Source organism: Sorangium sp. So ce1504, from assembly GCF_051521635.1.
Classification (GTDB): Bacteria; Myxococcota_A; Polyangia; order Polyangiales; family Polyangiaceae; genus Sorangium; species Sorangium cellulosum_B.
Window position 1 is genome coordinate 12,658,334 of sequence record NZ_CP150365.1, and the last position, 26,118, is coordinate 12,684,451.

At 72.6% G+C, this 26,118-nt stretch carries 25 protein-coding genes; 15 read left to right on the forward strand and 10 right to left on the reverse strand.

Annotation, left to right across the window (positions count from 1 at the left end; translation table 11 throughout):
- The first annotated feature begins 23 nt into the window (after positions 1 to 23).
- The 4 genes from WMF39_RS47715 to WMF39_RS47730 are packed head-to-tail and all read left to right on the forward strand — an operon-like array spanning position 24 to position 4,529.
- Positions 24 to 749, forward strand: coding sequence for an ABC transporter ATP-binding protein (locus tag WMF39_RS47715; RefSeq protein WP_437743078.1), 726 nt, complete (start codon positions 24 to 26; stop codon positions 747 to 749).
- Positions 746 to 2,002 carry an FtsX-like permease family protein gene (locus WMF39_RS47720; RefSeq protein WP_437743079.1) on the forward strand — a complete coding sequence of 419 codons (1,257 nt, stop codon included), beginning with the start codon at positions 746 to 748 and terminating at the stop codon, positions 2,000 to 2,002. Before WMF39_RS47715 ends, WMF39_RS47720 begins: the two co-directional genes overlap by 4 nt.
- Complete coding sequence (locus WMF39_RS47725; RefSeq protein WP_437743080.1) at positions 1,999 to 3,198, forward strand: FtsX-like permease family protein; 1,200 nt, start codon at positions 1,999 to 2,001, stop codon at positions 3,196 to 3,198. The genes WMF39_RS47720 and WMF39_RS47725 overlap by 4 nt, the downstream gene beginning before the upstream one ends.
- Positions 3,195 to 4,529, forward strand: a complete 1,335-nt coding sequence (locus tag WMF39_RS47730) for a sensor histidine kinase (protein WP_437743081.1) — start codon at positions 3,195 to 3,197, stop codon at positions 4,527 to 4,529. Before WMF39_RS47725 ends, WMF39_RS47730 begins: the two co-directional genes overlap by 4 nt.
- On the opposite strand, the gene WMF39_RS47735 is transcribed toward WMF39_RS47730, so the two are convergent.
- Positions 4,522 to 5,949 carry a sigma-54-dependent transcriptional regulator gene (locus WMF39_RS47735; RefSeq protein ID WP_437743082.1) on the reverse strand — a complete coding sequence of 476 codons (1,428 nt, stop codon included), beginning with the start codon at positions 5,947 to 5,949 and terminating at the stop codon, positions 4,522 to 4,524. The two genes, WMF39_RS47730 and WMF39_RS47735, sit on opposite strands and share 8 nt — an antisense overlap.
- A gap of 35 nt (positions 5,950 to 5,984) precedes the next feature.
- Positions 5,985 to 6,596, reverse strand: a complete 612-nt coding sequence (locus tag WMF39_RS47740; protein WP_437743083.1) for an NADPH-dependent FMN reductase — start codon at positions 6,594 to 6,596, stop codon at positions 5,985 to 5,987.
- A gap of 232 nt (positions 6,597 to 6,828) precedes the next feature.
- Between WMF39_RS47740 and WMF39_RS47745 the strand changes: the two genes are divergently transcribed.
- Both WMF39_RS47745 and WMF39_RS47750 read left to right on the forward strand, forming a co-directional pair.
- Complete coding sequence (locus tag WMF39_RS47745; RefSeq protein ID WP_437743084.1) at positions 6,829 to 6,960, forward strand: hypothetical protein; 132 nt, start codon at positions 6,829 to 6,831, stop codon at positions 6,958 to 6,960.
- Positions 6,957 to 9,293: a PAS domain S-box protein gene (locus WMF39_RS47750; protein WP_437743085.1), complete on the forward strand. Its 2,337-nt coding sequence runs from the start codon at positions 6,957 to 6,959 to the stop codon at positions 9,291 to 9,293. Before WMF39_RS47745 ends, WMF39_RS47750 begins: the two co-directional genes overlap by 4 nt.
- Positions 9,294 to 9,320: 27 nt before the next feature.
- Here WMF39_RS47750 and WMF39_RS47755 read toward each other — a convergent pair whose 3' ends face one another.
- Together WMF39_RS47755 and WMF39_RS47760 are read right to left on the reverse strand one after the other, a co-directional pair.
- Positions 9,321 to 9,848, reverse strand: a complete 528-nt coding sequence (locus WMF39_RS47755) for a hypothetical protein (RefSeq protein WP_437743086.1) — start codon at positions 9,846 to 9,848, stop codon at positions 9,321 to 9,323.
- On the reverse strand, positions 9,845 to 10,762 hold the full coding sequence (locus WMF39_RS47760) for a class I SAM-dependent methyltransferase (RefSeq protein WP_437743087.1): 918 nt from the start codon (positions 10,760 to 10,762) through the stop codon (positions 9,845 to 9,847). The genes WMF39_RS47755 and WMF39_RS47760 overlap by 4 nt, the downstream gene beginning before the upstream one ends.
- Positions 10,763 to 10,947: 185 nt before the next feature.
- On the opposite strand from WMF39_RS47760, the gene tam reads away from it, so the two are divergent.
- Positions 10,948 to 11,718 carry a trans-aconitate 2-methyltransferase gene (gene tam / locus WMF39_RS47765; protein WP_437743088.1) on the forward strand — a complete coding sequence of 257 codons (771 nt, stop codon included), beginning with the start codon at positions 10,948 to 10,950 and terminating at the stop codon, positions 11,716 to 11,718.
- A gap of 18 nt (positions 11,719 to 11,736) precedes the next feature.
- Here tam and WMF39_RS47770 read toward each other — a convergent pair whose 3' ends face one another.
- Entirely contained in the window at positions 11,737 to 12,117 is a 381-nt protein-coding gene (locus WMF39_RS47770; RefSeq protein WP_437743089.1) for a hypothetical protein, read from the reverse strand.
- Between the two features lie 119 nt (positions 12,118 to 12,236).
- Here WMF39_RS47770 and WMF39_RS47775 point away from each other — a divergent pair, with 119 nt between their 5' ends.
- Positions 12,237 to 12,890, forward strand: coding sequence for an exonuclease domain-containing protein (locus WMF39_RS47775; RefSeq protein WP_437743090.1), 654 nt, complete (start codon positions 12,237 to 12,239; stop codon positions 12,888 to 12,890).
- Here WMF39_RS47775 and WMF39_RS47780 read toward each other — a convergent pair.
- The gene (locus WMF39_RS47780) at positions 12,826 to 13,332 is read right to left on the reverse strand and encodes a MarR family winged helix-turn-helix transcriptional regulator (protein WP_437743091.1); all 507 of its coding nucleotides are present in this window, start codon (positions 13,330 to 13,332) and stop codon (positions 12,826 to 12,828) included. The two genes, WMF39_RS47775 and WMF39_RS47780, sit on opposite strands and share 65 nt — an antisense overlap.
- Positions 13,333 to 13,382: 50 nt before the next feature.
- Here WMF39_RS47780 and WMF39_RS47785 point away from each other — a divergent pair, with 50 nt between their 5' ends.
- From WMF39_RS47785 to eutB, 3 genes are all read left to right on the forward strand, one after another.
- The gene (locus tag WMF39_RS47785; RefSeq protein WP_437743092.1) at positions 13,383 to 14,060 is read left to right on the forward strand and encodes a DUF4336 domain-containing protein; all 678 of its coding nucleotides are present in this window, start codon (positions 13,383 to 13,385) and stop codon (positions 14,058 to 14,060) included.
- Positions 14,061 to 14,139: 79 nt separating this feature from the next.
- A complete protein-coding gene (locus WMF39_RS47790; protein ID WP_437748127.1) occupies positions 14,140 to 15,552 on the forward strand; it encodes an ethanolamine ammonia-lyase reactivating factor EutA in 1,413 nt (470 codons plus the stop codon).
- 39 nt (positions 15,553 to 15,591) lie between these two features.
- Positions 15,592 to 17,793, forward strand: a complete 2,202-nt coding sequence (gene eutB, locus WMF39_RS47795) for an ethanolamine ammonia-lyase subunit EutB (RefSeq protein WP_437743093.1) — start codon at positions 15,592 to 15,594, stop codon at positions 17,791 to 17,793.
- On the opposite strand, the gene WMF39_RS47800 is transcribed toward eutB, so the two are convergent.
- The gene (locus WMF39_RS47800) at positions 17,783 to 18,673 is read right to left on the reverse strand and encodes an AraC family transcriptional regulator (protein WP_437743094.1); all 891 of its coding nucleotides are present in this window, start codon (positions 18,671 to 18,673) and stop codon (positions 17,783 to 17,785) included. The two genes, eutB and WMF39_RS47800, sit on opposite strands and share 11 nt — an antisense overlap.
- Before the next feature lie 120 nt (positions 18,674 to 18,793).
- On the opposite strand from WMF39_RS47800, the gene WMF39_RS47805 reads away from it, so the two are divergent.
- The 3 genes from WMF39_RS47805 to WMF39_RS47815 all read left to right on the forward strand — a co-directional run bounded on the left by WMF39_RS47805 (position 18,794) and on the right by WMF39_RS47815 (position 21,441).
- Positions 18,794 to 19,444 (forward strand): glutathione S-transferase family protein, encoded by a 651-nt coding sequence (locus tag WMF39_RS47805; RefSeq protein ID WP_437748128.1) that lies wholly within the window; start codon positions 18,794 to 18,796, stop codon positions 19,442 to 19,444.
- A gap of 125 nt (positions 19,445 to 19,569) precedes the next feature.
- Entirely contained in the window at positions 19,570 to 20,586 is a 1,017-nt protein-coding gene (locus WMF39_RS47810; protein ID WP_437743095.1) for an aldo/keto reductase, read from the forward strand.
- Between the two features lie 75 nt (positions 20,587 to 20,661).
- Positions 20,662 to 21,441 carry a helix-turn-helix domain-containing protein gene (locus tag WMF39_RS47815; protein ID WP_437743096.1) on the forward strand — a complete coding sequence of 260 codons (780 nt, stop codon included), beginning with the start codon at positions 20,662 to 20,664 and terminating at the stop codon, positions 21,439 to 21,441.
- Here WMF39_RS47815 and WMF39_RS47820 read toward each other — a convergent pair.
- A complete protein-coding gene (locus tag WMF39_RS47820) occupies positions 21,380 to 22,387 on the reverse strand; it encodes a zinc-binding dehydrogenase (RefSeq protein ID WP_437743097.1) in 1,008 nt (335 codons plus the stop codon). The two genes, WMF39_RS47815 and WMF39_RS47820, sit on opposite strands and share 62 nt — an antisense overlap.
- 185 nt (positions 22,388 to 22,572) lie before the next feature.
- Between WMF39_RS47820 and WMF39_RS47825 the strand changes: the two genes are divergently transcribed.
- Positions 22,573 to 23,505 carry a LysR family transcriptional regulator gene (locus WMF39_RS47825; protein WP_437743098.1) on the forward strand — a complete coding sequence of 311 codons (933 nt, stop codon included), beginning with the start codon at positions 22,573 to 22,575 and terminating at the stop codon, positions 23,503 to 23,505.
- A gap of 70 nt (positions 23,506 to 23,575) precedes the next feature.
- On the opposite strand, the gene WMF39_RS47830 is transcribed toward WMF39_RS47825, so the two are convergent.
- Both WMF39_RS47830 and WMF39_RS47835 read right to left on the reverse strand, forming a co-directional pair.
- Positions 23,576 to 24,388 (reverse strand): alpha/beta hydrolase, encoded by an 813-nt coding sequence (locus WMF39_RS47830; protein WP_437743099.1) that lies wholly within the window; start codon positions 24,386 to 24,388, stop codon positions 23,576 to 23,578.
- A 113-nt stretch (positions 24,389 to 24,501) separates the two neighbouring features.
- On the reverse strand, positions 24,502 to 26,091 hold the full coding sequence (locus WMF39_RS47835; protein WP_437743100.1) for a DUF4832 domain-containing protein: 1,590 nt from the start codon (positions 26,089 to 26,091) through the stop codon (positions 24,502 to 24,504).
- Between the last annotated feature and the right edge of the window lie 27 nt (positions 26,092 to 26,118).

Below are 26,118 nucleotides of genomic sequence, written 5' to 3' on the forward strand. Positions count from 1 at the left end.
CATTTCCTGCCAAAGAGACCGACATGATACGGATGACGAACGTCACCAAGGTCTACCGGCGCGGCCTGTTCGAGACCCACGCGCTCGCCGGGTTCACGCTGCACGTCGCGCGCGGCGAGTTCCTCGCCGTGATGGGCCCCTCCGGCTCCGGAAAGACGACGTTCCTCAATGTCGCCGGGTTGCTCGATCCCTTCGACGAGGGCGAGTACCTGCTCGACGGGGAGCCGATGCAGGGCCTCTCGGATGCCCCTGCGAGCGCGATCCGGAACCGGAAGATCGGCTTCGTGTTCCAGAGCTTCCAGCTCATCGCCGACCTCGACGTGCTCGACAACGTGGACGTGCCGCTGCGGGTCCGCGGCATGGGCGCGCGCGCAAGGCGCGAGCGCGCCTTGCGCGCGCTCGAGGACGTCGGCCTGAGCGCGCGGCTCCACCACCGGCCCAGCGAGCTCTCGGGCGGCCAGCAGCAGCGCGTCGCGATCGCGCGCGCGCTGGTCGGTGAGCCCTCGCTCCTCCTGGCCGACGAGCCCACCGGCAACCTCGACTCCCGCTCGGCGCGGCAGATCCTCGATCTGCTCGAGCGCATCCACGCCGGCGGCACGACGATCGTCATGACCACGCACGACCCCGAGCTGGCGGCGCGGGCGCGCCGCAAGGTGCACGTGCTCGACGGCAAGCTCATCGATCCGTGGGCGCCCTCGGACCCCGGCGCGCGCGCGGAGGCGCCGGCGACGGCGGCGAGCCGCGAATGACGTTTGGCCACGCGCTCTGGCTGGCCCGGAGGAGCCTCGGGCGGCAGCCGGGCCATACCGCGATCCTGCTGCTGGCGTTCACGCTCGGCCTCGCGGTGTGGACGACGGCGCGCGCGGTCCTCCACGAGCGCACGTCCGACCCGCTGGCGTCCGCGCGCGATGTCTACCTCGTCTCCGTCCCGCACGAGGGCGGCGCGCCTGTGGCGCCTGGCGCGATCCATCCCCCGAGCCTGCGCGACCGCATCCTCCTCGGAAGCCCCCATCCCTCGCGCAAGACCGACCTCTTCGCGGCCATGGCCGCCGGCAGCGCCGACGGAGGTCCGCTCGTTCCGGTCGTGGTGGCATTCTGTACCCACGATCTGTTCGGGATGTTCGGGATTCCGGTCCGGAGCGGCGCGCTCTGGTCGCTGGCGGAGGGCGCCGGGGAGGATCGCCCGGTCGTGCTCACCGAGGCGGCCGAGCGCACGCTGTTCGGTGGGGCGAGCGGCCTCGGGCGCACGCTGCGCCTGTTCGGAGAGTCTTTCCGGGTCGCGGGCGTCGTCGCCATCCCGGCCCCTCCCGGAGCGCGAGCCTCGCTTCATCCCATCGTCTTCGCGCCGAGCGCCGTGGGCATCGCGCTCGGCGTCCGGCCGCCGCTGATCCACGAGCGCGAGGACCCGAGCGGGGGCTTCGACGCGCTCGCGGCCTCCGACAACGGCTGGCTGGAGCTCCTGGTGGAGCTCCCCGACGAGGCCCGTCGGGCCGCGTTCCAGGCCGAGCTCGACGCCCACGTGGCCCGCGAGCGCGCCCGTGGCCGGCGCGTCCTCGAGGCCGACCTCGTGCCGCGCGAGCAAGTGCACGCGCTCCGCGTGGACGATCCGGGCACGACGCTCTTCGCCTTGCTCGCCGACGTGCTCCTCGGGGCCTGCACCCTCAACGCCGCGCGGCTCCTCGAGGGGAAATTCCGCGCAAAGCGCGCCGAGATCGCCATCTACCGCGCGTTCGGGGCGAGCTCCCGCGCTGTCTTCCTCGAGCTCCTGCTCGAGGCGATGCTCGTGGCCGTCGGCAGCGCCGCGCTCGCCCTCGGCGTCGCCGTGGCCGCGCTCGCCCTCGTCAACCGCGTCATCCACCTCCGGCCGATCGACTACCACCTGGACGCGCCGACCTCGGCCGCGACGGTCGCTGCCGCGCTCGTCCTGGGCCTCCTCGCCGGGGGGTACCCGGCGTGGCGCGCGGCGAGGCAACCCCCGGCCGAAGGGCTCCGGCGCTCGTGATCGGCCCCATCGTCAGGGCGCTCGCCCGCCAGAAGATCCCCGCGCTCCTGATGGTGCTCGAGACCGCCTTCGGCTTCGCTGTCGCCGTGCACGCCTCGGGGCTCGCCCTCCACTACGCCCGCGCCGCCGCCGCGCCGCGCGGCATCGACACGCGGTCGCTGCTCCTCGCCATGACGGAGCGCGACGGACCGAGCTTCGCGTCCCGCGGCGAGCGCGAGGCCGCGGTCCGCCGCGACACCGAGGCCCTCTCGCGTGTCGTCGGCGTCCGCGGCGCCGCGGAGGCGAGCTCGGCGCCGTTCAACATCACCCACCGGGAGCTCGTCGAGACGACCTCCCCGGGCGGTCCGAGCGCGATCGCGTGGATGCTGGACGACCGCGGCGGCGTCGCGGCCGTCCTCGGCCTGGCTCCGCTCGAAGGGCGCCTGATCGCCCCCGGGGACGCCGCGGACGCGGCGGCGACGCCCGCCGTCGTCACGCAGGCGCTCGCGGCGCGCCTCTTCCCGGACGGCCGCGCCATCGGGCAGATCGTGCGCCGGAGCGCCCGGCAGAAGCCGCTCGCCATCGTCGGCGTCGTTTCGCCGTTCCGCGCCGCCCTGGGGCCCGACGCCGACAGCGTGCTCTTCGCGGCCGAGGGGCCGCCGCTCGGCCGCACGCTCTCTTACCTGATCCGGGTCGAATCGGACGGTGAGGACGGCGACGACCGCGCCGGCGCGCGGGTGCGCGAGGCTCTCGAGCGCGCCGATCCGCGCCGCGTCGTGCTCGTGCGCGCGCTCGACGAGGGCGTCGTCCTCGACACCCACACGAACCGCGGCGCCGGCGCCCTCGCCCTCACGCTGATCGGGATGATGCTCGTCGTCGTCTTCCTGGGGCGCATCGGGATGGCGTCGCTGCTCGTGTCAGAGCGCCGCCAGGCCCTCGGCATCCGCCGCGCCCTGGGCGCGACCCGCGCCGACGTGGAGCGCCTCATCCTCGTGGAGAACGCGCTGCTCACGACCGCTGGCCTCGCCGCGGGTGCCGCCGCCCTCGCCGGGCTCCGGGCCGCGGCGCGCGCGGCCGTCCCCGAGCTCGACCTGCCGCTGGATCTGCGCGCGGCCGCCCTGGTCGCCGTGGCCGTGTGGTTCGCCGGCATGGCGGCGGCGCTCCTGCCCGCGCTCCGCGCGAGCGCCGTCTCCCCCGCCGAGGCGTCGCGATCATGAGGCCGATCCGCGCGCCGCTCCGGGTACGCCACGCCGCGGTGGTGTTCCTGAGCTCCGCCGCCGCCTGCGCCGGGAGCCTGGCCGCGGCGCAGGCGCAGGCGTCCCTGCCCGTGTCCGCTCTTGCGGGGCTCGGGCTCGCCCTGGTCGCCGGCGCGCTCGCCTCCCGCGCGCTGCTCGGGCGCGCGGTCGGCCTGCTCCGCGCGGTGACCGATGGCCTCTCGAGCTTCGCCGAGTCCGACTACACGCAGCGCGTCCGGCACGACCGCCGGGACGAGCTCGGGGATCTCGTCGAGCGCCACAACCGCCTCGGCGACGCCCTGCGGGCGCAGCGCGACGACCTCTACCAGAAGGAGCTCCTGCTCGAGACGGCGCTCGACGCCACGCCCGTCGCGATGGTGCTCCACGACGAGGCGGGCCGGATCGTGTACGGCAACGGCGCCGCGCGCGCCCTCTTCGCCGCGGGCGAGCGCGTCGGCCAGAGGACGCTCTCCGCGCTGCTCGCGGGGGAGCCCGAGGAGCTCCGCGCCGCGATGGTCGCCGGGCGGGACGCCCTCGTGTCCGTCGAGCGCCGGGGCGAGATCGAGACGCTGTACGTCGCCCGCCGCGCGTTCCGCCTGAACACCCAGGCGCACGTCCTCGTCTCGGTCCGGTCGCTCACGCGCGAGATCTCGCGCCGGGAGGCGGAGCTCCACAGGAACGCGATCCGGTTGATCAGCCACGAGCTCAACAACTCCCTCGCGCCGATCTCCTCGCTCCTCCACTCGGGCCGCCTCCTGCTCGATCGCCCGGAGCAGCGGGAGCGCCTCGGCGTGGTCTTCGACACCATCGAGGAGCGGAGCGCGCACCTCGCCCGCTTCCTCGCCGCGTACGCCGAGCTCGCGCGCCTCCCGCCGCCCGCCCCCGAGCGGGTCCCGTGGCGCCCCTTCCTCGAGCGGCTGCGCGGGCTCGCGCCCTTCACGCTGGGCGACGCGCCGGACGAGCCAGGCTTCTTCGATCCAGCGCAGATCCAGCAGCTCCTCCTGAACCTGCTCAAGAACGCGGTCGAGGCCGGGAGCCCGCCCGGCCAGATCGAGGTCTCGGTGCGGCGCCTCTCGACGGGCGAGCTCGCGCTCACGGTGGCCGACCGCGGCCACGGGCTGCCGGACGACGCCCCGGGCAAGGCGCTCCTGCCCTTCTACTCGACGAAGCAGCAGGGCCGCGGGCTCGGCCTCGCGCTCTGCCGCGAGATCGCGACCGCGCACGGCGGCGCGCTCGCGCTGCGGCGCCGCGAGGGGGGCGGGGCCGAGGCGGAGTGCCGCCTGCCGCCGCCGCCGGACGAGCGCGCTACTTGAGCTTCCGCTCGATCTGGATCCCGAGCCGGTCCATGCGCCGGTAGAGCCCCTGCCGGCTCAGGCCGAGCGACGCCGCGGCCTTGGCGACGACGCCCCGCGCCTCGACGAGCGCGCGCTCGATCTCGAGGCGCTCGGAGGAGGTCGCGGAAGGCGCGGACGACCCGGCGTGCGCCGCGGGCGCGGCGCCGGTCGCGATGGGCGCCGGCGGCGCGCGCGCGACCGCGTCGAGCCCCAGGTCGTGCGGCTCGATCGTCTCGCCCTTGCGCACCAGCGCCGCGCGCGTGAGCCGGTTCTCGAGCTCGCGGACGTTGCCCGGCCAGTCGTGCTCGGCGAGCGCGTGGCGCGCGCGCGGGCCGAGCGTCACCCGCTCGCCGCCCGCCGCGCGCGCGGCGAGGCGATCGAGCAGGTGGCTCGCGATCGGCACGATGTCCTCGGGGCGATCGCGCAGCGCGGGGATCGTCAACTCGATGACGTTGAGCCTGAAGTACAGGTCTTCGCGGAAGGATCCCTCGGCGATCGCCCGCGGGAGATCGCGGTTGGTCGCGCTCAGCACGCGCACGTCGGCCTTGCGGGTGACGCTGCTCCCGAGCCGCTGGTACTCGCCGGTCTGGAGGACGCGCAGCAGCTTCTTCTGGCCGTTCAGCGACAGCGTGCCGATCTCGTCGAGGAAGAGGGTGCCGCCGTCGGCCTCCTCGAAGCGGCCGGCGCGGAGGCGGGTCGCGCCGGTGAACGCGCCTGGCTCCGCGCCGAACAGCTCCGCCTCGACGAGCTCGTCGGGGAGGGCCCCGGCGTTCACCTTGACGAACGGCCGGCCCCGCCGCCGCGAGTTGGCCTGGACGATGGCGGCGAGGAGCTCCTTCCCGGTCCCGTTCGGCCCGGTGATGAGGACGGGCACGTCGGCGGGCGCGACCTTGACGGCGAGGCTCACGACCTCGTGCATCGCGTCGCTCGCGTACACGAGCCCGGCCAGGTCGTGGCGCTCGGCGAGCCGGTGCCGCGCGCGCCCGCGCTGGGCCAGGAGGCGCGCGTTCTCCTGCTCGAGCGCCCGCAGCCGCGCGAGGTTGCCCACGGTGGCGACGAGCTTCTGGTCGTCCCACGGCTTGGGCACGTAGTCGCTCGCCCCGGCCTTGATCAGCTCGACCGCGCCCGCGATCGACGTGAACGCGGTCATGGCCACGACGGGCAGCTCGGGGTCGACGGCCTTGATCCGGCGGAGCAGCTCCATCCCCTCTTCGCCCGAGGTGGCGCTCTGCCGGAAGTTCATGTCCTGGACCACGGCGCCGAGCTCGTCGCCGAGCACCGCCGCCATCGCCTCGTCGGGCGTGGCGGCGACGCGGACCTCGTGCCCGTGCAGCTCGAACAGCGTCGTCAGCGCGACGCAGACGGCGGGCTGATCGTCGATGACGAGGATCTTCGGCACCCGGCGAGACTAGCGTGTTCGCCCCCGGGGGCCCGTCACATCCCGTAGGGGTATTTGGCCAGGTCGATCACGCCGCTCGCGCGGACCTGCTGCAGGGCTCTCCCGTACTGGAGGAGCATGCCCAGCGCGTAGCGGAGCCGCTCGCGAATCCGCTCGTCGTCGGGGGACTGCGGCGCCTCCGGGTCGTTGAGGAGGCCGCGGACGTTGCGCACGATCACGTGGTCCGGGATGTAGCAAAGGTACGTGTTCTTGTAGCTGCTCATGCGCAGCTCCGCGATCGGGTAGGCGCCGCCCGCGCTCGCGGAGACCCCGACGATGAGCGCGGGCTTGTGCGCGAGCTCGCCCCGGGAGCAGAGGAGGAAGAAGTTCTTCAGTCCGGCGGGGACCATGCCGCCCCACTCCGGCGCGATGATCACGAAGGCGTCGGACGTCTTGAGCTCGGCGGAGATGGGGGCCCAGACGCGCTCCCATTTCTCGGACGGCTGCCATACCTCCGGGTCCCAGAGCGGAAGCGGGTTGTCGGCGAGATCGAGCGTGTACGTGGAGGAGACGTCCGTCGACGACGACAGCTGTTGCTGCACGTGGCGGGCGATCTTCCCCGATTCGGAGCCGTTGCGGTGACTGCCTGAGATGACAGCGAGCTTCATAGGGTCTTGCGTGCGGCCGGCGACGGATCGCGCGGCGCTCCTCGGTGATCGGTGGATTGTGGCGCGATGCTACCCCGCGCTCGCGCGGAGGGTCGAGGGGTTCGTCGGCGCGGGTGACCCTCGGCCCCGCGCCGCTCCGCGCGAGGCGCCGCGGTGAGAGGCCTCGTATCGAGGGGGCGCGAGAGGCGACTCCTGTCCACGTGGCGCTGTCGCGCGCCGCGCCAGAGCCGCTGTGAAGGGCCGAGCCGGCTCGATTCGCGAGCTGCCGGGGGGCGCGCCGTTGCTCTACGATGCCCGCGACGCCGCGTGCCTGGTGGCCGGTACGCAGGCCGGCGATCTCGGGGGCGTCGCGGGGGACGGGTGATATCGACTCAAGAAGAGCTGGAGGGCGCGGCGAGCGCAGCGCTCCCCGAGGGGGGAAGCCCTGGGTCGGGGGGGACGCGCCCGGGCGCGAGCGGGATCTGCGCGGACCTCGTGAGCGTGCGCGACCTGCTCCAGGCGATCGAGCTCGCCGGCGTGCCCCTCGTCATGGGAGATCCGGTGACGGCGCGGATCGTGGGGTGCAACCGGACGTTCTGCGAGCTGACGGGCTACTCCGAGGCGGAGCTCCTCGATCGCCCCTTCGCCGACCTCACGCACCCTGACGATCGCCCGCGGGACGCCGCCACCTGCCTGCAGGCCCTGAACGGCGGGCACCTCGAGTGGCGCAGCGAGAAGCGCTACATCCGCAAGGACGGCCGCGTCTGCTGGGCGGTGGTGCGCGGCACGGTGATCAGGGACGAGCGCGGCAAGCCGGTGCGGACGATCGGCGTGGTCAAGGACATCACCGAGCGCAAGCAGGCCGAGGAGACGCGGCGCTGGAGCGAGGACCGTTACCGCGGCCTCGTCGAGGCCACCGAGGAGGTCGTGTGGACGACGACGCCGGAGGGGCTCACGCAGCAGCACTCGCCGCACTGGTGCTCCGTCACCGGCCAGAGGCCCGAGGAGATGCTCGGGGTCGGGTGGCTGGCCGTCGTTCACCCGGACGATCGGGAGCGGACGATGCAGACCTGGACCCGCGCCGTCCAGGCGAAGGCGCGCTACGAGGTCGAATACCGGATCCGGGCCGCCGACGGCAGCTACCGGCGGACGCAGGCCCGGGCGGTGCCGCTGCTCGATGCGGAGGGGCGCGTGCGCGAGTGGGTCGGGATGAACATCGACATCACCGACCGGCGCCAGACCGAGGAGCGCTTCCGCGCGGCCCAGGAGCTCTCGCTCGACGCGTTCGTCGTGCTCCGGGCGGTGCGCGACGCCGGGGGCCAGATCGTCGATTTCCTGTTCGATTTTGCGAACCCGGCGGCCGGGCGGCTCCACTGCGTGCCCCTGGACGCGCTCATCGGCCGTCGGCTCCTCGACGTGATGCCCGATCAGCGGGCGGCGATGTTCCCGCTCTACGCGCGGGCCGTCGAGACCGGCGAGCCGCACGACACCGAGGTCGAGCTCACGGCCGGCGGGCACCGCGTGTGGGTGCGCAACATGGCCGTGAAGGTCGGCGACGGCGTGGCCGTCTCCTGCCATGACATCACCGCGCGCAAGCAGGCCGAGCAGGCGCTCCTGGAGGCCGATCGCCGCAAGGACGAGTTCCTCGCGATGCTGGCGCACGAGCTCCGGAACCCGCTCTCGGCCATCCAGTTCTCGCTCAGCGTCTCGCAGATGCCCTCGGTCCCCGAGCCGCGGCGTGCGTGGGCGCGGTCGGTCATGCAGCGGCAGCTGTGCCAGCTCGGCCGCATGGTCGACGATCTGCTCGACGTCTCGCGGATCACGCGCGGCAAGATCGCGCTGCAGCAGGCGCCGCTCGATCTCCGCGACGTCGTCCGCCAGGCGGTGGCGGCGGCCGCGCCGCTGATCGACGCCTCGAAGCACGAGCTCTCGCTCGACGTCGGCCCGCGGCCGCTCCCGGTGTTCGGAGACTCCGCGCGCCTGGAGCAGGTGATCGTCAACCTCCTCACGAACGCCGCGAAGTACACCCACGAGGGCGGGCGCATCTGGCTCTCCGCGGGCCAGGAGGAGGCGGAGATCGTGGTCCGGGTGAAGGACACCGGGGTCGGCATCCCGGCGGAGATGCTGCCGCGGATCTTCGGCCTGTTCGAGCAGGCGCACCCGACGCTCGACCGCGCGCGCGGCGGGCTCGGGCTCGGGCTCACGCTCGTGAAGCGGCTCGTCGAGATGCACCGGGGCTCGGTGTCGGCCGCGAGCGACGGCGACGGCCGCGGCAGCGAGTTCACGGTCCGCCTGCCGGCCGTCGAGGCGGCGGCCGAGCCCGCGGAGGCCGCCGAGCCGGCCCCGAGCGCGCGCCCGCGGCGGGTCCTCATCGTGGACGACAACCGCGACCACGCGTTCGCCCTGGCGATGCTCCTGGAGCAGGCTGGCCACGCGATCGGGCTGGCGCACGACGGGGCCTCGGCGCTGGAGATGGCGCGCAGCTTCGCGCCCGACGTGGTCCTGCTCGACATCGGCCTGCCGGAGATGGACGGCTACGAGGTCGCCCGGAGGATGCGGCGCTGGCCGGGCGCGAGGGAGCTGAAGATCATCGCGTTCACCGGTTACGGCCAGCCGGACGATCTGCGCAGATCGAGGGAGGCCGGGTGCGACGCCCACCTGGTCAAGCCGATCGCTCCCGACGTGCTGCTCGCGCACCTCGCGCGCGGCGAGGGGTAGCGGCCGGAGCCGCTTGAGGAGGACCGTTTACGAAGGCTGGAAGGGGACGGGCCGGCCGCGGCGCCAGCCGCGCCCGAGGAGCCGCTCGATGAGGCCGATCGCCAGCGCCGAGGCGAGCGTCAGGGCGGCCGTCTCCGCGCGCGCGGCGGCCAGCGCGGCGAGGAGCGCGCCTGCGGCGAGGACCCAGGGGCGCACCATGGTGAGCGGGCCCAGGATCGTCACGCTGGCGAGCACGCGCGCCTCGTGGACGGGCAGCGCGTAGGCGAGCAGGGCGGTGCAGACGAGGGTGGCGTAGGCGCCGTAGACGAGGATCAGGCGCCGTCCGGCCGCGAGCAGATCGATCCAGAGGCCCGCGGGGTCGGGCGCGAGCCCGAGCACGGCGAAGGTGAGGGCCGCGAGCGCGGCGACGGCGAGGAGCCCTGCGAGGGTGCCGCGGCGGACGGCGCGGAGGAAATAGGCGCGCTTCTCGATGCGCGGGTTGCGGCCGGCGGCGTCGCGAAAGCCGCAGAACGCCGCGTCGACCAGGGCGAGCAGGGCGAGCAGCGCGGGGATCACGAGAACGCCCCGAGCCGGCGGCCGGCGCGCGGGCCGAGCTGCTCGGCGAAGGGCGCGCGCAGGTCGGGGCGGAGGCCGATCACCGCGTGCATGATGCGCAGGACGGGAAAGGGCCCGACGTGGCCGTCGAACAGCGCGGAGGAGAGGCCCTCGGCGCCCGCGCGCGCCGCGGCGAGGAGCGCGTCGCCGGCGTGGGCGCGGAGGGCGGAGAGGACGCCGTCGTGGCGGGAGAGCGGCTCGCGCATGCGGGCCTGGTGGAATATCCAGGCGCCGAGGGGAGACAGGTGGCTCGGCTTGATGTCGAAGTGGAGGAACGCGAGGGCGCCGGCCCTGGCCTGCTCGCGGAAGAACGACACGAGGGCGTCGCCGCGGAAATGGTGGACGACGCCGGTGGACAGGAAGACGGTGGCGGGCTCGCGCAGCGTGAACGCGTTGGCCACGTGGAAGCGGCACGGGAGGCCCTCGTCGCTGGCCGCCGCGCGCGCATTGTCGATCAGCGCGCGGTTGTAATCGCAGCCCACGAGCTCGACGTCGGCGCCCAGCGCCCCGCGGGCGGCGAGCCAGCGGACGACGTAGCCGAGCCCGCAGCCCACGTCGACGACGCGCAGGGGGCGGGGCGCGCCGGCGGCGCGAAGCGCGTCGAGCAGCGGCGCGAGCACGAAGCGGACGCGCGCTCCCTGGTCGAACTCCTCGGACAGGCGCTGCAGCTCGGCGTGGACGCGGAGCAGGAGCGCGTCGACGGCGGCCTCGTCGAGGAGATCGTCCCGCGCCGGCAGCCGCGCGGCGAGCCGGGCTGCGCCGGGGCGGCCTGCGGCGCGGAGGCGCTCGACCACCGCGCTCCGGCGCACGGGCAGGCGCGCGAGGGTGTCGGGATCGTAGTCGACGAGGAGATCGGAGATCTCCGGAGCATCCACCGGCGCGAGGGTGCCGCTCCCGTGCGGGGATGTCCAGCGCGGCGCTCGGCGGCTCCTGCGCTGTCGCCGCCGGGGTCGTCCTCGGTTTCTGCGTCGACAGGCGCGCCCGGATCTGCTGGAAGTAGGGAAAGGAAACGGCGGCGGGTGGGCTCACGCTCTGCCGCGCTGGATCGGTGGAGGGCGCAATGGCGGACTGGGATCCTGCGCAGTACCTGAAGTTCGAGGACCAGAGGGCGCGTCCTGCGATTGACCTGCTCGGCCGGGTCGACCTCACCGCGCCGGGCGACATCGTCGATCTCGGGTGCGGGGCCGGCAACATCACCCGCCTCGTGGCGCAGCGCTTCCCGGGCCGGGGGATCCTCGGGGTCGACAGCTCTCCGGAGATGCTGGCGCAGGCGCGCGCCGCGCTGCCCGGGGCGCGGTTCGTCGAGGGCGATATCGCGCGCTTCGCGCCGTCCGCGCCGCCCGCGCTGATCTTCAGCAACGCCGCGCTGCACTGGCTCGACGACCACCAGGCGCTGTTCCCGGCGCTGCTCGGGCGGCTCACGGCCGGCGGCGCGCTGGCGGTGCAGATGCCGAGGAACCACGGCGCGCCGTCGCACATGGCGATGGTGGAGGCGAGCCGGTTGCCTCGCTTCCGCGACAGGCTGGCGGCGGTGGTGAGGGAGAGCCCGGTCGCGGCGCCGGCGGTGTATTACGGGATGCTGGCGCCGCACGCGGCGCGGCTCGAGATTTGGGAGACGGAGTATCTGCACGTCCTCGAGGGCGCGAATCCGGTCGTCGAGTGGACCAAGGGGACGGCGCTGCGGCCGCTGCTCGCGGCGCTCGATGAGCACGAGCGGGCCGAGTTCCTGGAGGAGTACGGCGGGCGGGTGGCGGCGGCGTATCCGAAGGCGGCGGACGGGAAGACGCCGTTTCCGTTCCGGCGGTTGTTCGTCGTCGCCACGGCGCGGTGAGCGCCGCCTCCGCGCGGATCAGGGCGTGTACTCGATGGCGCCGACGCCTTCGGCCTCGGGGAGCACGGTCACGAGCGCCTGCGCGCCGACGGAGGCTGACGAGAGCGAGGAGCGGACGGCGACGAGCCATGTCCGGTCGCTCCTGCGCGCGACGAAGATGGCGCAGCGCTCGCCCTGGGGCGCGCCCGCGCGCGCTTCGGCCTCCTGCACCACGCGCGCCTCGGAGGCGTCGCAGCCCTGGACGTCGAACTTGCGGTTCAACAGCGCGGTGAGCGCCACGCCGGCGGCCTTCTTCGCGGTGACCTCTTCGGCCGTCGGGGCCGCGGGGGGCGGCGCCGGGGCGCACCCGGCGGAGAGCGCTGCGAGGAGGGGTATCCACCGTGTGATGGTGCGTGTCACGGCGCTGTCCTATCGCGGCGGCGCCGCCACGGGAAGCCCTCGGCGTGTCCGGAATCGTGTCCGGGTCCTCCGGTCATCGCGACCGCAGACTACCCGCAACGAATTCAAGGAGAACGCCGATGTCTTCCCTCACTCACTACCTGGTCATCGATCTCGAGGCGACCTGCAGCGACGACCCCGCCTTCCCCCGCGACGAGATGGAGATCATCGAGGTCGGCGCCGTGCTCGTCGATGCCGGCACCCTGCGACCCGCCGCCGAGCTGCAGTGCTTCGTGCGCCCGATCCGACACCCGCGCCTCTCGGCGTTCTGCATGCGGCTGACGAGCATCCGCCAGGCCGACGTCGACGCCGCGCCGCGCTTCCCCGCGGCGGCGGCGCGGCTGAGGGAGCTGGTGCGCGGAAGACAGGCGCTCTTCTGCTCCTGGGGCGGCTACGACAAGCGGCAGCTCGAGCGCGACGCTCGCCGCCACGGGGTGGCGCTGCCCTTCGGCGGCGATCACCTCAACCTCAAGCGGGCCTTTGCCCGCCGCCTCGGCGCCGAGCGCGAGCTCGGCGTGGGGCAGGCCCTGCGCCGGGTCGGCCTCTCGTTTCAGGGGACGCAGCACCGCGCCATCGACGACGCGCGCAACATCGCGCGGCTCCTGCCGCACGCGCTGGGCCTCGAGCCTCACCCTGCGGGCGCTCCCGGGAGCCCCGCCGCGCCGGCGCTCACCGGCCCTCCGGCGGCGTCTCCGGGGCCTCCGGCGCCTCCAGCGCCGCGAGGAGCGCGGTGAGCCCCTTCTTCAGCGAGGCCATCTGCTTCTCCCCCAGGGCTCGCGTGAGCTCCTCCTCCAGCTCCTGCAGCACCCCGAGCCCGTAAAGGAGCATCTTCAGCCCGTGCGGCGTGAACCGCACCCGCTTCGCCCGCCGGTCGTCCGGATCGGGCGTCCGCTCCACCACGCCCGCCGCCTCGAGCTCCTCCACGAGCTGACCCACCGCCTGCTTCGTCACGCCGGCGCGCTCCGCCAGGTCGATCTGCCGCGTGCCCTCGAGGTCGATGTACGGCATGAGCGCCGTGTGCGCCCGGCGCACCCCGGTCGCGCCGCGCCGGGCGACGCGCGCCACCGCCCGCTCGTCGAGCAGCCGCGCCGAGCGGAGCAGGAGCTGCCCGAGGCTCGCGCGCTTGCGCCGCTCGAGCTCGGCGACGTCGCATGGATCGAGGTCGTGTTTGTTCATGATAGTCAATTTGCTTGACCAAATGGTCAAGCTGATTTACCAATTGGAGCATGCTGCGACGGCTCGATCAATCCCTCTGGGTTGCGGAAGACACGTTGAAGGTGGGGTTTCTCCGGTTTCCGGTGCGATCTCCGATCGTGCGCCTCGAGGACGGCGGGCTGCTGCTGTTCTCGCCGCTCCCGAGCGTGGAGCGGGAGGCGGACGAGATCCGCGCGCTCGGCGAGGTGCGGGCGATCGTGGCGCCGAACCTGCTGCACCACCTCGGCCTCTCGCCGGCGGCGCGGCTGTTCCCGGGGGCGCGGCTGGTCGGCGCGCGGGGGCTCCGCGAGAAGCGCCCTGACGTGACGTTCACCGGCGCGCTCGACGGCGCGCCGGACCCGCTCTGGTCGGCCGAGATCGACCAGGTGGCGGTCGGCGGGATGCCGAAGCTCGAGGAGACGGTCTTCTTCCACCGGCCGAGCAGGACCCTCTTCGTCTGGGATCTCTGCTTTCACATCGCGCAGAGCGAGCACCTCCCGACGCGCCTCTTCATGCGCCTGAACGGCGCCTACGGGAGGTTCGGCCCGTCGCGCATCGCGCGCTCGATGATGCGCGATCGCGCGGCGGTGCGCGCCTCGGTGGAGCGGATGCTCGCGTGGGCGCCGGAGCGCATCGTTGTGGCGCACGGCGACGTCGTCGAGCGCGGCGGTCGGGCCGCGCTGCAGGGCGCGTTCGAGCGGGTGCTCTGACGTCCTTGACGTGGAGCGGCGCGCGGGCGCCGGTGCGGTAGGACTGGGGCCTGGCCATGAAGATAAGGAAGGTCCGGTGATGGGCGCCCAGGTCACCCTGCTCGGCCTGGATTTCGGCTCCACCACGAGCTGCGCCGTGGCCGCCTCGGCGACGCTCACGCGCGCCGCGGGCAGCGGACGGGTGGAGCTCGGCGCGCTGGAGGAGCGGTACCGATCGGAGATGGCGCCGACGCCCCTCGCCGGCGACGCCCTCGATCTCGACGCCGCGGCGGCGCTCCTCGATCGCTGGCTCGCCGAGGCGGGCGTGGCGCCCGGGGCCCTCTTCGGCGGCGGGGCGATCATCACCGGCCTCGCCGCGCGCCGGAGCAACGCCGACGCGCTCGCGGCGCTGATCCGCGCGCGCGTCGGCGAGGCGCTGCTCGCCGTCGCCGAGGACCCTTGCCTCGAGTCCTGGATGGCCTTCATGGGCAGCGCCGCTCCCCTGTCGCGCGCGCGCCCCGGCGAGCCCCTCATCAACCTGGACATCGGCGGCGGCACCACGAGCCTCGCGCTCGGCCTGGCCGGCGAGGTCCAGCGCACCGGCTGCCTCCTCGTCGGCGCGCGCCACGTCGCGCTCGACCCGCGCTCGCGCTGCCTCCGCGCGCTCTCGCCCGAGGCCCGCGCCGCCTTCGACCACCTCGGGGTCCGCCGCGGCCCGGGCGAGGTGCTCTCGCAGGCCGAGGCCGACGCCGTCGTCGCCTTCTACGTGGATCTGCTCGAGGCGGCGATCACGGGGCGCGCCGGCGCCTTCGCCGCGCCCGCGGCCGCGCGCCACGTGCAGGTGCCCTTCGCGCTGCCGGAGGGGATCGCCGCGCCCACCCTCACCTTCTCCGGGGGCGTGGGCGAGCTGATCTACGCCGGCCTGGCCGGGCGCCCCCTGCCCGAGCCCGCTCACCACGGCGATCTCGGCGTGGACCTCGCCCGAGCGATCCTCGCGTCACCTCGGCTGAGCGCGCGGGTGGCGACGCCGGCCAGCATGGGCCGGGCCACGGCGTACGGCCTGCTGCGCCACGCCACCCAGCTCTCCGGCGCGACGCTGTTCCTCCCGCGCCCCGAGCGCTTGCCCCTGCGCGACGTGCCCATCCTGGCGCGCATCTCGCCGGCCTCTTCCGACGCCGAGCTCGATCACGCCATGGACCTCTTCCGCTGGAGCACCCGCGGCGGCTGCCTGGAGATCGCCTTCGACGACGTCTCGGCGACGACCCTCAAGCGCCTCGGCGCGCGCCTCGCCGACGCGCTGCGCCAGGGCGGGGCGATCCCGGAGCACCCCCTCGTGCTGCTCACCGCGCAGAACGCGGGCAAGGCGCTCGGCGGCTACGTGACCGGCTGGGGCGCGCTGCCGGTCGACCTCATCGTCATCGACGAGGTGCAGGCGCACGGCGCCCAGTTCGTCCAGGTCGGCCGCCTGTGCGATCAGGTCCTGCCCGTCTCGTTCTACGGGATGACGCCATGACGTCGCTCGGCGAACCTTCCGTGAAGGGAGGAGCGCGCCGTGAAGGAACCGACCCCGCTCGATCGGATCGAGGTCCCTCGCCCCCGGACCGACGTTGTCTATGCGGCCCGCCTGCCTGGCCACGGCGGCTCGTTCCGCGGCTTGAAGCGGCTCCTCGGCGCCGCCGACTGCAGCAAGGCCGGCGATCGCCAGGCAGGCCTCGCGGCGAGCGACGACGCGGCGCGGGAAGCCGCGCGGGAGCTGCTCGGCGAGCTGACCCTGGAGCACCTCCACGATCACCCGCTCACCGACGCGCGGGGCGAGATCGACGCGGTGATGCGCGTCAACTACGACATCGACCGAGACGCCTTCGCCCGGATCGCCTCGCTGCGCCTCGGCGAGCTCAAGGACCACCTGCTCCGCGCGCCCGGCCCGGAGGTGGCGCGCCTCGGCCGCGCCCTGACCGGGGTCATGGCCGCGGCGCTCGCCAAGCTCTGCGACGTGCACGAGCTCGTGTACCTCGCCCGCAAGATCAGCCGCCCGACCCGCGCCCGCACGCTCCTCGGCGCCCCGGGCACGCTCGCCTCGCGCCTCCAGCCGAACCACCCCACCGACGATCTCCGGGGCATCACCCTGCTGCTCTACTGGGGCCTTTCCATCGGCGCCGGCGACGCGCTGCTCGGCGTCAACCCCGCGTCCGGCACGGTGGAGACCACCGCCGCGATCCTCCGCCACCTCGACTGCATCCGCCGCGCGACCGGCGTCCCCACGCAGATCTGCTGCCTGTCTCACCTCAAGGTGCAGCTCGCCGCGCTCGACCAGGGCGCGCCCGTGGAGATCCTCTTTCAGAGCCTGGCCGGCACCGAGTCCTGCTGTGTCACCGAGTTCGACGTCACCGTGGATCTCATCGACGAGGGTTATCGCCGCATGGCCGCGCGCGGCCCGCTGGCGGGCCAGGCCGAGCAGTTCATGTATTTCGAGACCGGCCAGGGCAGCGAGCTCACGTACGGCAAGCACGAAGGCATCGACATGGCCACGGCCGAGGCGCTCTGTTACGGCCTCGCCCGCCGCTGGGACCCGTTCATGCTCAACAACGTCACCGGCTTCATCGGCCCGGAGACGCACCTCGACGACCGCGAGATGATCCTCGCGAACCTCCAGGACCATTTCATGGGCAAGCTCCTCGGCGTGCCCATGGGCATGGCCCCTTGTTACACCCTCCACGCCCACGTCACGCTGGAGGGCCAGCAGATGGCGACGCAGCTCCTCACCGCCGCGGGCGCCAACTACTACATGGATGTCTGTCTCAACACCGATCGCATGCTCGCCTATTTCGACACGAGCGGGCATGACGTGCAGACGTTGCGGGAGATCCATGGCCGCGCGCCCGGCGGCGAGTTCCTGGAGTGGGCCCTCGCGCGGGGCATCCTGGCGCGCGCGGGGGAGGGGCAGGGCGAGGAGGGCGCGATCACCCGCGGGCCGCGCTTCGGCGATGTGCGGCAGTTCTGCCCGGACGAGGCCGAGCTCGCCGAGCTGCTCGCGGCCACGCCCGCCGCCTATGGCTTCGCCACCGCCGGCCCGCGCCCGGCCAACGCGGTGAGCCGCCGCGGTCGCCGCGACGAGGCCATGGCGCGGGCGGCGCTCGCCACCGAGCTGCGCGAGGACGAGCTGGCCCGCGTCGCCGCGTTCCGCCTCATCGCCACGACGGCGGCCAGCAAGGGAGAGCACCTCGGCTCCGGCGACGCGGGGGCGCGCCTCTCCCCGGAGAGCGCCGCCCGGCTCGCGCCGGAGGAGGCCGAGGTGCAGATCGTGGTGTCGGACGGCCTGAGCGCCGAGGCCGTCCACCGCAACATCCCTGACCTGCTCCCGGTCCTGCTGGACGGCCTCGGGGCGCGCGGCGTGACCGTCGGCCAGCCGCTGCTCGCGCGTTACGGCCGGGTGAAGCTCGCGGAGGCCGTCGCCGAGCGGCTCGCGGCGCGGCTGGTCATCGTGCTGCTCGGCGAGCGCCCGGGGAGCGGCGAGCAGGCGTCGAGCAGCCTCTCGGCCTACCTCGCCTACCGCCTCACGCCCGGCGCGGACCAGGAGGCGGCCGCCGCCTTCAGCGGCAATCCTGCCATCGGCTTCGAATACACGGTGATCTCCAACATCCACGCCGGCGGGCTGCCCGCCGCGGAGGCGGGGGGCGTGATCGTCGAGAAGGTAGTGGCGGTGCTCGGCCACCGCGCGGCAGGTAACCGGCTGGAGGCCTCGCTCACCGGCTAGCGCCGCGGGCCAGCAATCCTGCCGGGATGTCGTGCTTCGGCGATACGCCGAACTTGCGCGTGTAATCGCGGCTGAACTGCGCCGCGCTCTCGTAGCCGACGTCGAACGCCGCCGCGGAGACCGAGATCGCGCCGGCGCGCAACAGGCGGCGGGCCTCGATGAGCTGCAGGCTCTTTCGATACTGGAGCGGTGACGACGCCGTGATCGCCTTGAAGTGCTTGTGAAATGAAGACGCGCTCATCCCGACGCTGCGCGCGAGCTTCGGGATCTCGACGGGCGAGCGAAAGTCACGCCGCAGCTGTGCGATCGCGCGCGCGATCGCGCTGGCGTGGCTGTCATGGCGGATCAGGTCGCGCAGCATGCCGCCAAACGGTGCCGTCGCGAGCCGGTAGTGGATCTCGCGCGAGACGAGCGGACCAAGCACCGCTGCGTCCGTCCGCGCGCCCGCGAGCGCGAGATAGCGATGGAGCGCGTCGACGAGCCTGGCATCGCAGGTGTGGACCGCGAGCGAGCGAGGCTGTGCGGCAGAGGGAAGCGAGTCGGACATCGCTTCGTACAGGTCGCGCAGCGTATCCAGCTCGACATCGAAGAGCAGCACGAGGTACGGGGCCTTCGTGACGCGTGCGATCACCGGAAGGTCGTGGCTGATGAGCAGACACTCGCCAACGCTCATCGGAAACGAATCGGCTCCCAGCACCGTCTCTTTTCGCCCCTGGAGCACAAGGCCCATGACCGGCTCGTAGACCGCGGCTTCGAACGATGTCGGCTGGTGGTGCCGGAGGATGCCGAGGTTCTTCAGCGGTCGCACGTACTGGCTAGCGCGGTCCTTCGGGCGAGGGAGCTGGCTTGCAGCGAGCTCGGCGAGCGCCGCCAGGTTCATGTGGCGAGCGTAGCACCATCGCGCTTTTGTGTCTCCGGCGAGAGGATCGAGCAAGAAGCAGAGAGCTACCGGCAAGCACCCCGCGACGTGCGGTCGTACATTGAGCTCATGGCGAACAACGTGCTGACCGTGCATCACCTCGGGCGTTCCCAGTCGGAGCGGATTGTCTGGCTCTGCGAGGAGCTTGGGCTCGACTATGAGCTGAGACGGTACGAGCGCCGGAAGGACAACAGGCTGGCGCCGCCGGAATACAAGGCGCTGCACCCGATGGGGACGGCGCCGATCCTCACCGACGGGCAGCTGGTGCTCGGCGAATCCGGGGCGATCGCCGAGTATCTGATCGCAACCCATGGCGAGGGGCGGCTCGCCGTGAAGCACGGCCAGCCCGGGTTCGCCGACTATCTCTATTGGTTCCACTTCGCCAACGGGACCTTGCAGCCGGCCGTCTTGCGGGTGTGGTCTCTGGAGCGCGTCGATGCGTCCGAGAAGAATGCGGCGCTGCAGGCGGCGAAGGATCGGTTCAACCTGATCTTCTCCACGGTGGAGCAGCGTCTGGGTGAGGCGCCTTATCTCGCCGGTCCGGAGCTGACGGCGGCGGACATCATGACGGTGTTCTCGCTGACCACCATGCGGCTGTTCAAGCCGTACGATCTCTCGCCGTGGCCGAACATTCTGGCTTATCTGCAGCGGATCGGCGCGCGCCCCGCGTATCGGCGCGCGATGCAGAAGGCGGATCCGGACATGACGCCGTTGCTCGGGGCCATTCCATGACCGAGGGGGGCGGTCGGCCGCGGGCTCGATCCACGGGTCTGGTGCCCGGTTGGAACGAGGTGCCGGGGTCCTCGAATGTCCGGTTTTTCCAATCGGAAGCCTCGGGCGCGTGGCATGAACACCACATGACCCACCTCGACGCCACGATGAGCCGCTCCCCGCTCCGATCGACTCCGCTGGGCAAGACCGGGCCCAGCGTCTTTCCCGTCGGCCTCGGCTGCATGGCGATGTCCGGCGCCTACGGCCCGGCCGAGGACGCCGAGAGCGTGGCGACGATCCGCCACGCCATCGAGCGAGGGATCACCCTGATCGACACCGGAGACTTCTACGGCAACGGGCACAACGAGCTCCTCATCCGGCGCGCGATCGAGGGGGTGCGCGACAAGGTCCAGCTGTCGGTGAAGTTCGGCGCGATGCGCGGCCCGGACGGCGCCGCGCTGGGCATCGACACCCGCCCGGCGGCCGTGAAGAACTTCGCGGCGTACAGCCTGCATCGGCTGGGCGTGGAGGTCATCGATGTGTACCGCCCCGCGCGCCTCGACCCGCAAGTGCCCATCGAGGACACCGTCGGGGCGATCGCCGACCTCATCAAGGCCGGCTTCGTCCGGCATGTCGGGCTGTCCGAGGTGGGGGGCGAGACGATCCGGCGCGCGAGCAAGGTGCACCCGATCGTGGACCTGCAGATCGAGTACGCGATCGCGACGCGCGGGCCCGAGGCGTCCATCTTCCCCGCGCTCGCAGAGCTCGGGATGAGCGCGACGCTCTACGGGGTTTTTGCGCGGGGGCTGCTCACCGGCAGCAAGCCCTCGGGAAAGGGGGACTTCCGGCAGTACATGCCACGCTTCGCAGGCGAACAGGGGGCAAAGAACGCGAGCGTCGTCGAGAAGCTCCACGCCTTCGCCGGCGAGCGCGGGATGACGCCGGCTCAGGTCGCGCTCGCGTGGGTGCTGGCGAAGCAGCCCACGCTGGTGCCGATCGTCGGGGCCCGTACGCGAGCCCAGCTCGACGACGCCCTCGTGGCCCTCGACAAGCCGCTGTCGGCGAGCGACGTCGCGGCGCTCGAGAGCCTCGTGCCAGCGGACGCGATCGGCGGCACGCGCTACCCCGCCCAGCACATGAAGGCGCTCGACAGCGAGCGGTAGCCGATCGACGCGGGCACCCGTGTCGGCTTGAACGGCCGCACGAGAGGCGTAAGAGTGACGAACGTGGCCGCAGCGATGGATCTCCCTACCCTCGCGCTCCCGCGCTTCGTCGAGGACGTCCGTGATGTCGCGGCACCCCCCGGTCAGGTGTTCGACGTCCAGTGGCTTCCCGACGGCAGAACGGGCCTCTTTTTTCGAGCGCTCGAGGGGGGACGCGAGGGGGACGTGTGGGTCGCGGGCCCCCGAACGCGCGCGATATTCAAGAGCAAGACCGGCCTCGCGCGGACGGTCACTCTTCGGTTCAAGCCTGGTTGGTCGGTTCCGCTGCTCGGCGTGGCAGCGAGCGAGCTCACGGACCGGCTCGTCCCGCTGGAGGACGTGTGGGGCCGCGCCGGGCGCGAGCTCTGCGGTGAGCTACTCGCCGCGAGGAGCCGCGCGGACGTGATCGACCGCGTCGCCCGGGCGCTCGCCCTTCGCGCCGGCCAACCCTTCGAGACGGCATCAGGGCAGCTCGCTCGCCGTGCGGTTCGCTTGCTCGAAGGGGGCGAGGTCCGGGTGGAGCGTGTCGCCGATCGGCTCGGCGTCACGGCGCGGCATCTTCGCCGCGCTTTCATCGAGAACGTCGGCATCGGCCCGAAGGAGTTCGCGCGGACCGTCCGCCTGCAACGCGCGGTGCGAATGGCAGCGACCTCGTGCGACTGGGCGCGTATCGCCGCAGACGCGGGCTATTATGACCAGGCCCACCTCATCGCCGACTTCCGTCAGCTCGTCGGGCTCACACCGGGCGCGTTCTTCAAACGCGCGGGCGGCCGGATGACCAGTTCTCCTTGCATGCAGGCTGAGGATCGACCTTAGGCCTCTTCGGCAGGAGAAGGCACCGCACATTGGGCTCCTCGTTCCAGGCATCGGTCACAGCGCTGAGCGGCAGACCCTTGAACGGTGCACGAAAGCCGGCCGCCGGGGCCGCTGCCAAGAGCTCGCCGGCCCCGGCCAGCAGCTCCTTCACCGGAACGCTTCCGATACCGCTACCGATGAGCTCGAGCCCCGTGCTGCGCAGCATGTCACCTCGGATCGGGATCTCGTCGCCAGCCACGGTACCCAGCTGAACAAAGCGCAGGCGTGGCTCGCCGGCCCTGGACCCACGGTCCTTCGTCGCTGCCCGGAGAACGCGGACGGCCGGCTCGCCCCACACGAAGTCGAGCACGACGTCGACGCCTCGATCGAATTGATCCCGCAATGATCGATCCGCGCCATCGTCAAAGGCAATTTTCACGTCGGCGTCGAGCCGGTCGAGCTTCACCTTGTCACGACCGACAGCGATCACTCTGCTCGCTCCGAAGTGACGGGCGGTTTGAATCGCCATGCCCCCCGCCGCGCCCGTCGCGCCGTTCACGAGCACCGTGTCGCCCTTCTGGAGGAGCGCCCGGCGTGACAGCGCAATCCAGGAGGCGAGCCCCGCGGTCGCGATCGCCGCGGCCTGCTCATCGGACAGCGCGTCGGGCACCGGCACAATCATGCTGTCCATGGCGAGCGACCTCTCGGCCATCGAGCCGAAAGGCGCCTTCGGGAACAGGAAGTAGACGCGCCTCCCCGCAGCGTCCGTGCCGACGCCATCGACGCCCGGGACGAAGCCGCCGCTCTTTCCGCTCGCATAGTGCCTGCCCGAGGCCAGGCCTTTGACGATGGGGCTGAGCGGAGCGGCGTGTACGGTCACCACGGTCTCACCGTCGCCGGGCTCCGGCTCACGGAAATCGCCATAGGACGGCGGGACACCGAGCGCATGTACGACTGCGGCCTTCATGCTGAATCCTCCAGGCGATTGTTGCGTTGGCGCCGTGTCGGCGACGACCGAGCCCGTGTCCCCCGAACCCCCGCGATGGCGTGGTCCATGTGCGTGCTCCTTGTTTTCACGGCGAACGCGCCGTCGACAGGGAGAAGATGCGCCCGCTCGGCGCATCGATCCACTGCATGATAGACATACTCATCATGCCTGCCCTTCATGACGTGGCCACGGTCGATCTCAACCTCGTGCGGGTGCTCGGCGCGCTCCTCGACGAGCGGCACCTCACGCGCGCGGGCAAGCGGCTCGGCCTCACCCAGTCGGCGACGAGCCATGCGCTCGGCCGGCTCCGGCGCCTCTTCGGCGATCCGCTCTTCGTCCGCACCTCGCGCGGCCTCGCCCCGACGGCGCGCGCGCAGGAGCTGGCGGAGCCGGTGCGCGAGGCGATGCGCGCTCTCGATCGCTGCTTCCGCGCCGAGGAGCCGTTCGTCGCCGCGAGCGCCGCCCGCAGCTTCAGCGTCGCCACCGCCGACTACGGCTCCTTCGTCCTCGCGCCGAAGCTCCTCGATCGCCTCGGGCGCGAGGCGCCGAACGTCGATCTCTGGCTCCGCGCGCTCGACGCCTCCTTCGAGGAGCAGCTCGCCCGCGGCGACGCCGACGTGGTGGTGGCCCCGGCGCGCAGCGACGGGCTCCCCGCTGGCATCCGGTCGCGCCCGCTCTACCGCGAGCGCTTCGTCTGCCTCGTGCGCAAGGGGCACCCGCTGGTGAAGAAGGGCATCGACCTCGCCTCCTGGACGTCGATGCGCCACGTCTTCATCGCCCCGCGCGGCACGCCCGGCGGCGTCGTCGACGAGACGCTGGCGCAGCTCGGGAAGCGCCGTCGCGTGGCGCTGGCGGTGCCGCACTTCCTCCTCGCGCCGCACGTGGTCGCCGGCTCCGACCTGGTCGTCACCGTCGGCGCGCGCGTGGCCGAGGCCTTCGCGGAGATCCTCCCCTTGCGCGTTGTCGATCCGCCGGTGAAGCTCCCCGGCTTCGAGGTGCGCATGTACTGGCACGAGCGCCACCACCGCGATCCGGCGCAGCAGTGGTTCCGCGACGCGGTGCGCGGCGCGGCCGAGCCGTCGTCCGTCAGAGCGTGACGCCGAGCGAGGGCTCGCGGCGTCGCCCGCCGGCGGCGCCCGGTGAGCCGAGCGCGCAGGCCGGATCGCGTTACCCCAGGAGATGGAACCGCAGGAACCCAAGGAGGCTCCTCATCGTCTCTCGCGAAGCCTCGCTGTCGTCGAGCAGATCGAACGCGTGCGGCGCCGTGGCGTGGTTCACGAGCGTAACTGGCAGGTTGCGGGCCAGCGCCCCGGCAATGAAGTCATCGATCGTCTCGTTGAGGTGAGGCATCCTGTCCTGTCCTGCCCTGGCGATGAACAGGGGCAGGTCCGGAGGGAGGTCGTCGATTGACTTCCCGGCGCACGGGTTGACGAACCGGAACTGCGCCGCCGCCTCCGCGACGCGGGTGGACGCACCGAGATCGAGCATGAAGCCGTAGCAGAGGGCGGCGCACCGGAGCGAGCCGCTCGCTCCCCGCATCAGCGCCGACAGGGCCATGGGGACGTTGCCGGAGCAGGCCCACAGGCCGATCCGGCGCTCGTCGATCCCGAGCGAGGCGGCGTTCTGCCGGAGGTGCTCGAGCAGCGCATGGAGATCGGACGGCTCGCGGTTCGTGTAATTGATGCCCACGAAACCAGATGCGGCCACCAGCCGTCCCCACGACGTGGACTGCCCTATCTCCTTGCGTTTGCAGCCGAACACCGACTCGAACCCCGGATCCGGATAGCCGGACACGAAGACGACGGCAGGCGCCCGCGCCACGGCCACCGAGGTTGGTGGAGCGTAGAGGTCGAAGGTCAGGGCGCCTGCGTCGGTCGCCTGGTACCCGATATCCCTGCGGAGGATGACGGCATCCATGCCGGGGATCTCGAGGACGGCCGTCTTCTTCATCATCTTGTCTCGCTCGGATTCTTGGCTCATCTGTGCGTCTCCCTCGCTGTGATCTAGCACGACGAAGCTCAGCGCCTGACGGCCGCCGGATCAGCCTGGGCCGTGGGTGCGGCCGCTCGCGCGCGGCGGGGCCACCTGGCCGGTCACTCGACCACCCGGACAGCAGCGTCGAGCAGGTTGACGCCGCTGGCGCCGTCCCACGCCGCGCCGCTCGAGAGCCGGATCGCGTAGCGCGGGTCGTCGCGCAGGCGCTCGGATGCGTCGGGCAGCCACAGGCCGAGCTGGTAGTCGCCCGGCGGGAGATCGGCCGGAATCTTTGCCTCGAGGCACATCTCGCTCTCCTCGCCAGGAGCCCAGCGGCGCGGATCGGCGTCGACCTCGGCCACGCGCCGCGCTTCGCCCTGCTGGAGCACGAGGTAGACCGGTCGCGGGTTATAGGCCCGGGCGTACCCGTCGTTGAACACGCGCAGCCGGAGGGACAGGGGCTGCCCGCGCGCGATCTGCTCGGGTGACTCGTGATCCATCACGACGAAGCGGTATCCGAGGCGGCAGGCGATCGTCTCGAAGCAGCCCCCGGATCGCCAGTCATCGAGCACGTCAGGATGATAGTCGGTGTTGATGAAGCTGAAGTGGTGCGCCGACAGCTCGGCGAGCGCCGAGGCGCACTCGCTGCGCGGCGGGTTGCGGCCGCAGGTCTCGCCTCCGACGGGCGTGAACGCCGAGTCCGCGGCGGCATAGGCCTTCTCGCCGGGGAGCTGGTAGGTGCCGACGTCGTCTTCGCTCGCGAGGAAGCAGTCGTTCAGGTGGCCGACGCGCGAGAGCGGCGCTCCGGAGAACGCCGTCTCCTCGGTCAGCGGGCCGCCGTACGCCTCGAGCTTGTGCGAGGGGCGGCGCGCAAGCGTCATCCGGCTCGCGGGCAGCGCCTGAAGCAGCGCGTCGAAGATCTGCTTGCGGCTGTCTGGACGGGTGAGATCGTTCGTCGAGGCGTGCCACTCGCCCCAGGCGCCGACGAAGCCAGGGTGCAGCACGGCGATGACGTCGGCGTTCGCCTCCAGGACGGGCTTGAGCTGGTCGATGTGGGACAGCACGCGGCCGAGCGGCGCGTCGTCCTCGCCGATGTCCGTCGCGTAGTAGAAGCGGGGGAGCACCTTGAGCCCCGCCGAGCGCACGGCGGCGAAGCTCTCGTTGAGCTGGTCGATGAGGGGCTGATCGATGTCCCGCGCGCGGTAATCGTCGATGAGCGCCTGACCGTAGATCAGCGTGTACCCCTCGTCTCGAAGGCCAGCGACAGATCCCAGGCTTCGAAGATCCCTGAAATGGAAGACGCCGCGCTCGGGGTTGAGCACGCCCTGGCACTCGGCATCGCCGGAGGGATCCGCGCCCGCCGTGAACAGCCAGGGCGCGTAGGTGCGCCTCACGGTGGCGCCGCTCGCGCCGCAGCTGCCGGGCGGGGCGACCGCGCCGCCGCCGCTGCCGGAGCTGCCGCCGGTGCCGCTGCCGGAGCTGCCGCCGCTGCCGCCATTGCTATCACTGCCGCCGCTGCCGGAGCCCTCCGCGGTCGCGCTGGACGTCAGCGAGTCGACCGGGCTGCCGCCGGAGCCAGCACCGCATGCCGTCGCGAGCGCCAGGGAAAGACAGGGGACGCCGCCGCTGCGAAACAGGCGCGACAGGACATGGGACGATGACCGGCTGCTCTGGTGATGCTGGTGACGCTGGTGACGCTGCTGACGCATGAGCAATCTCCTCTCCCGCCGTGGATC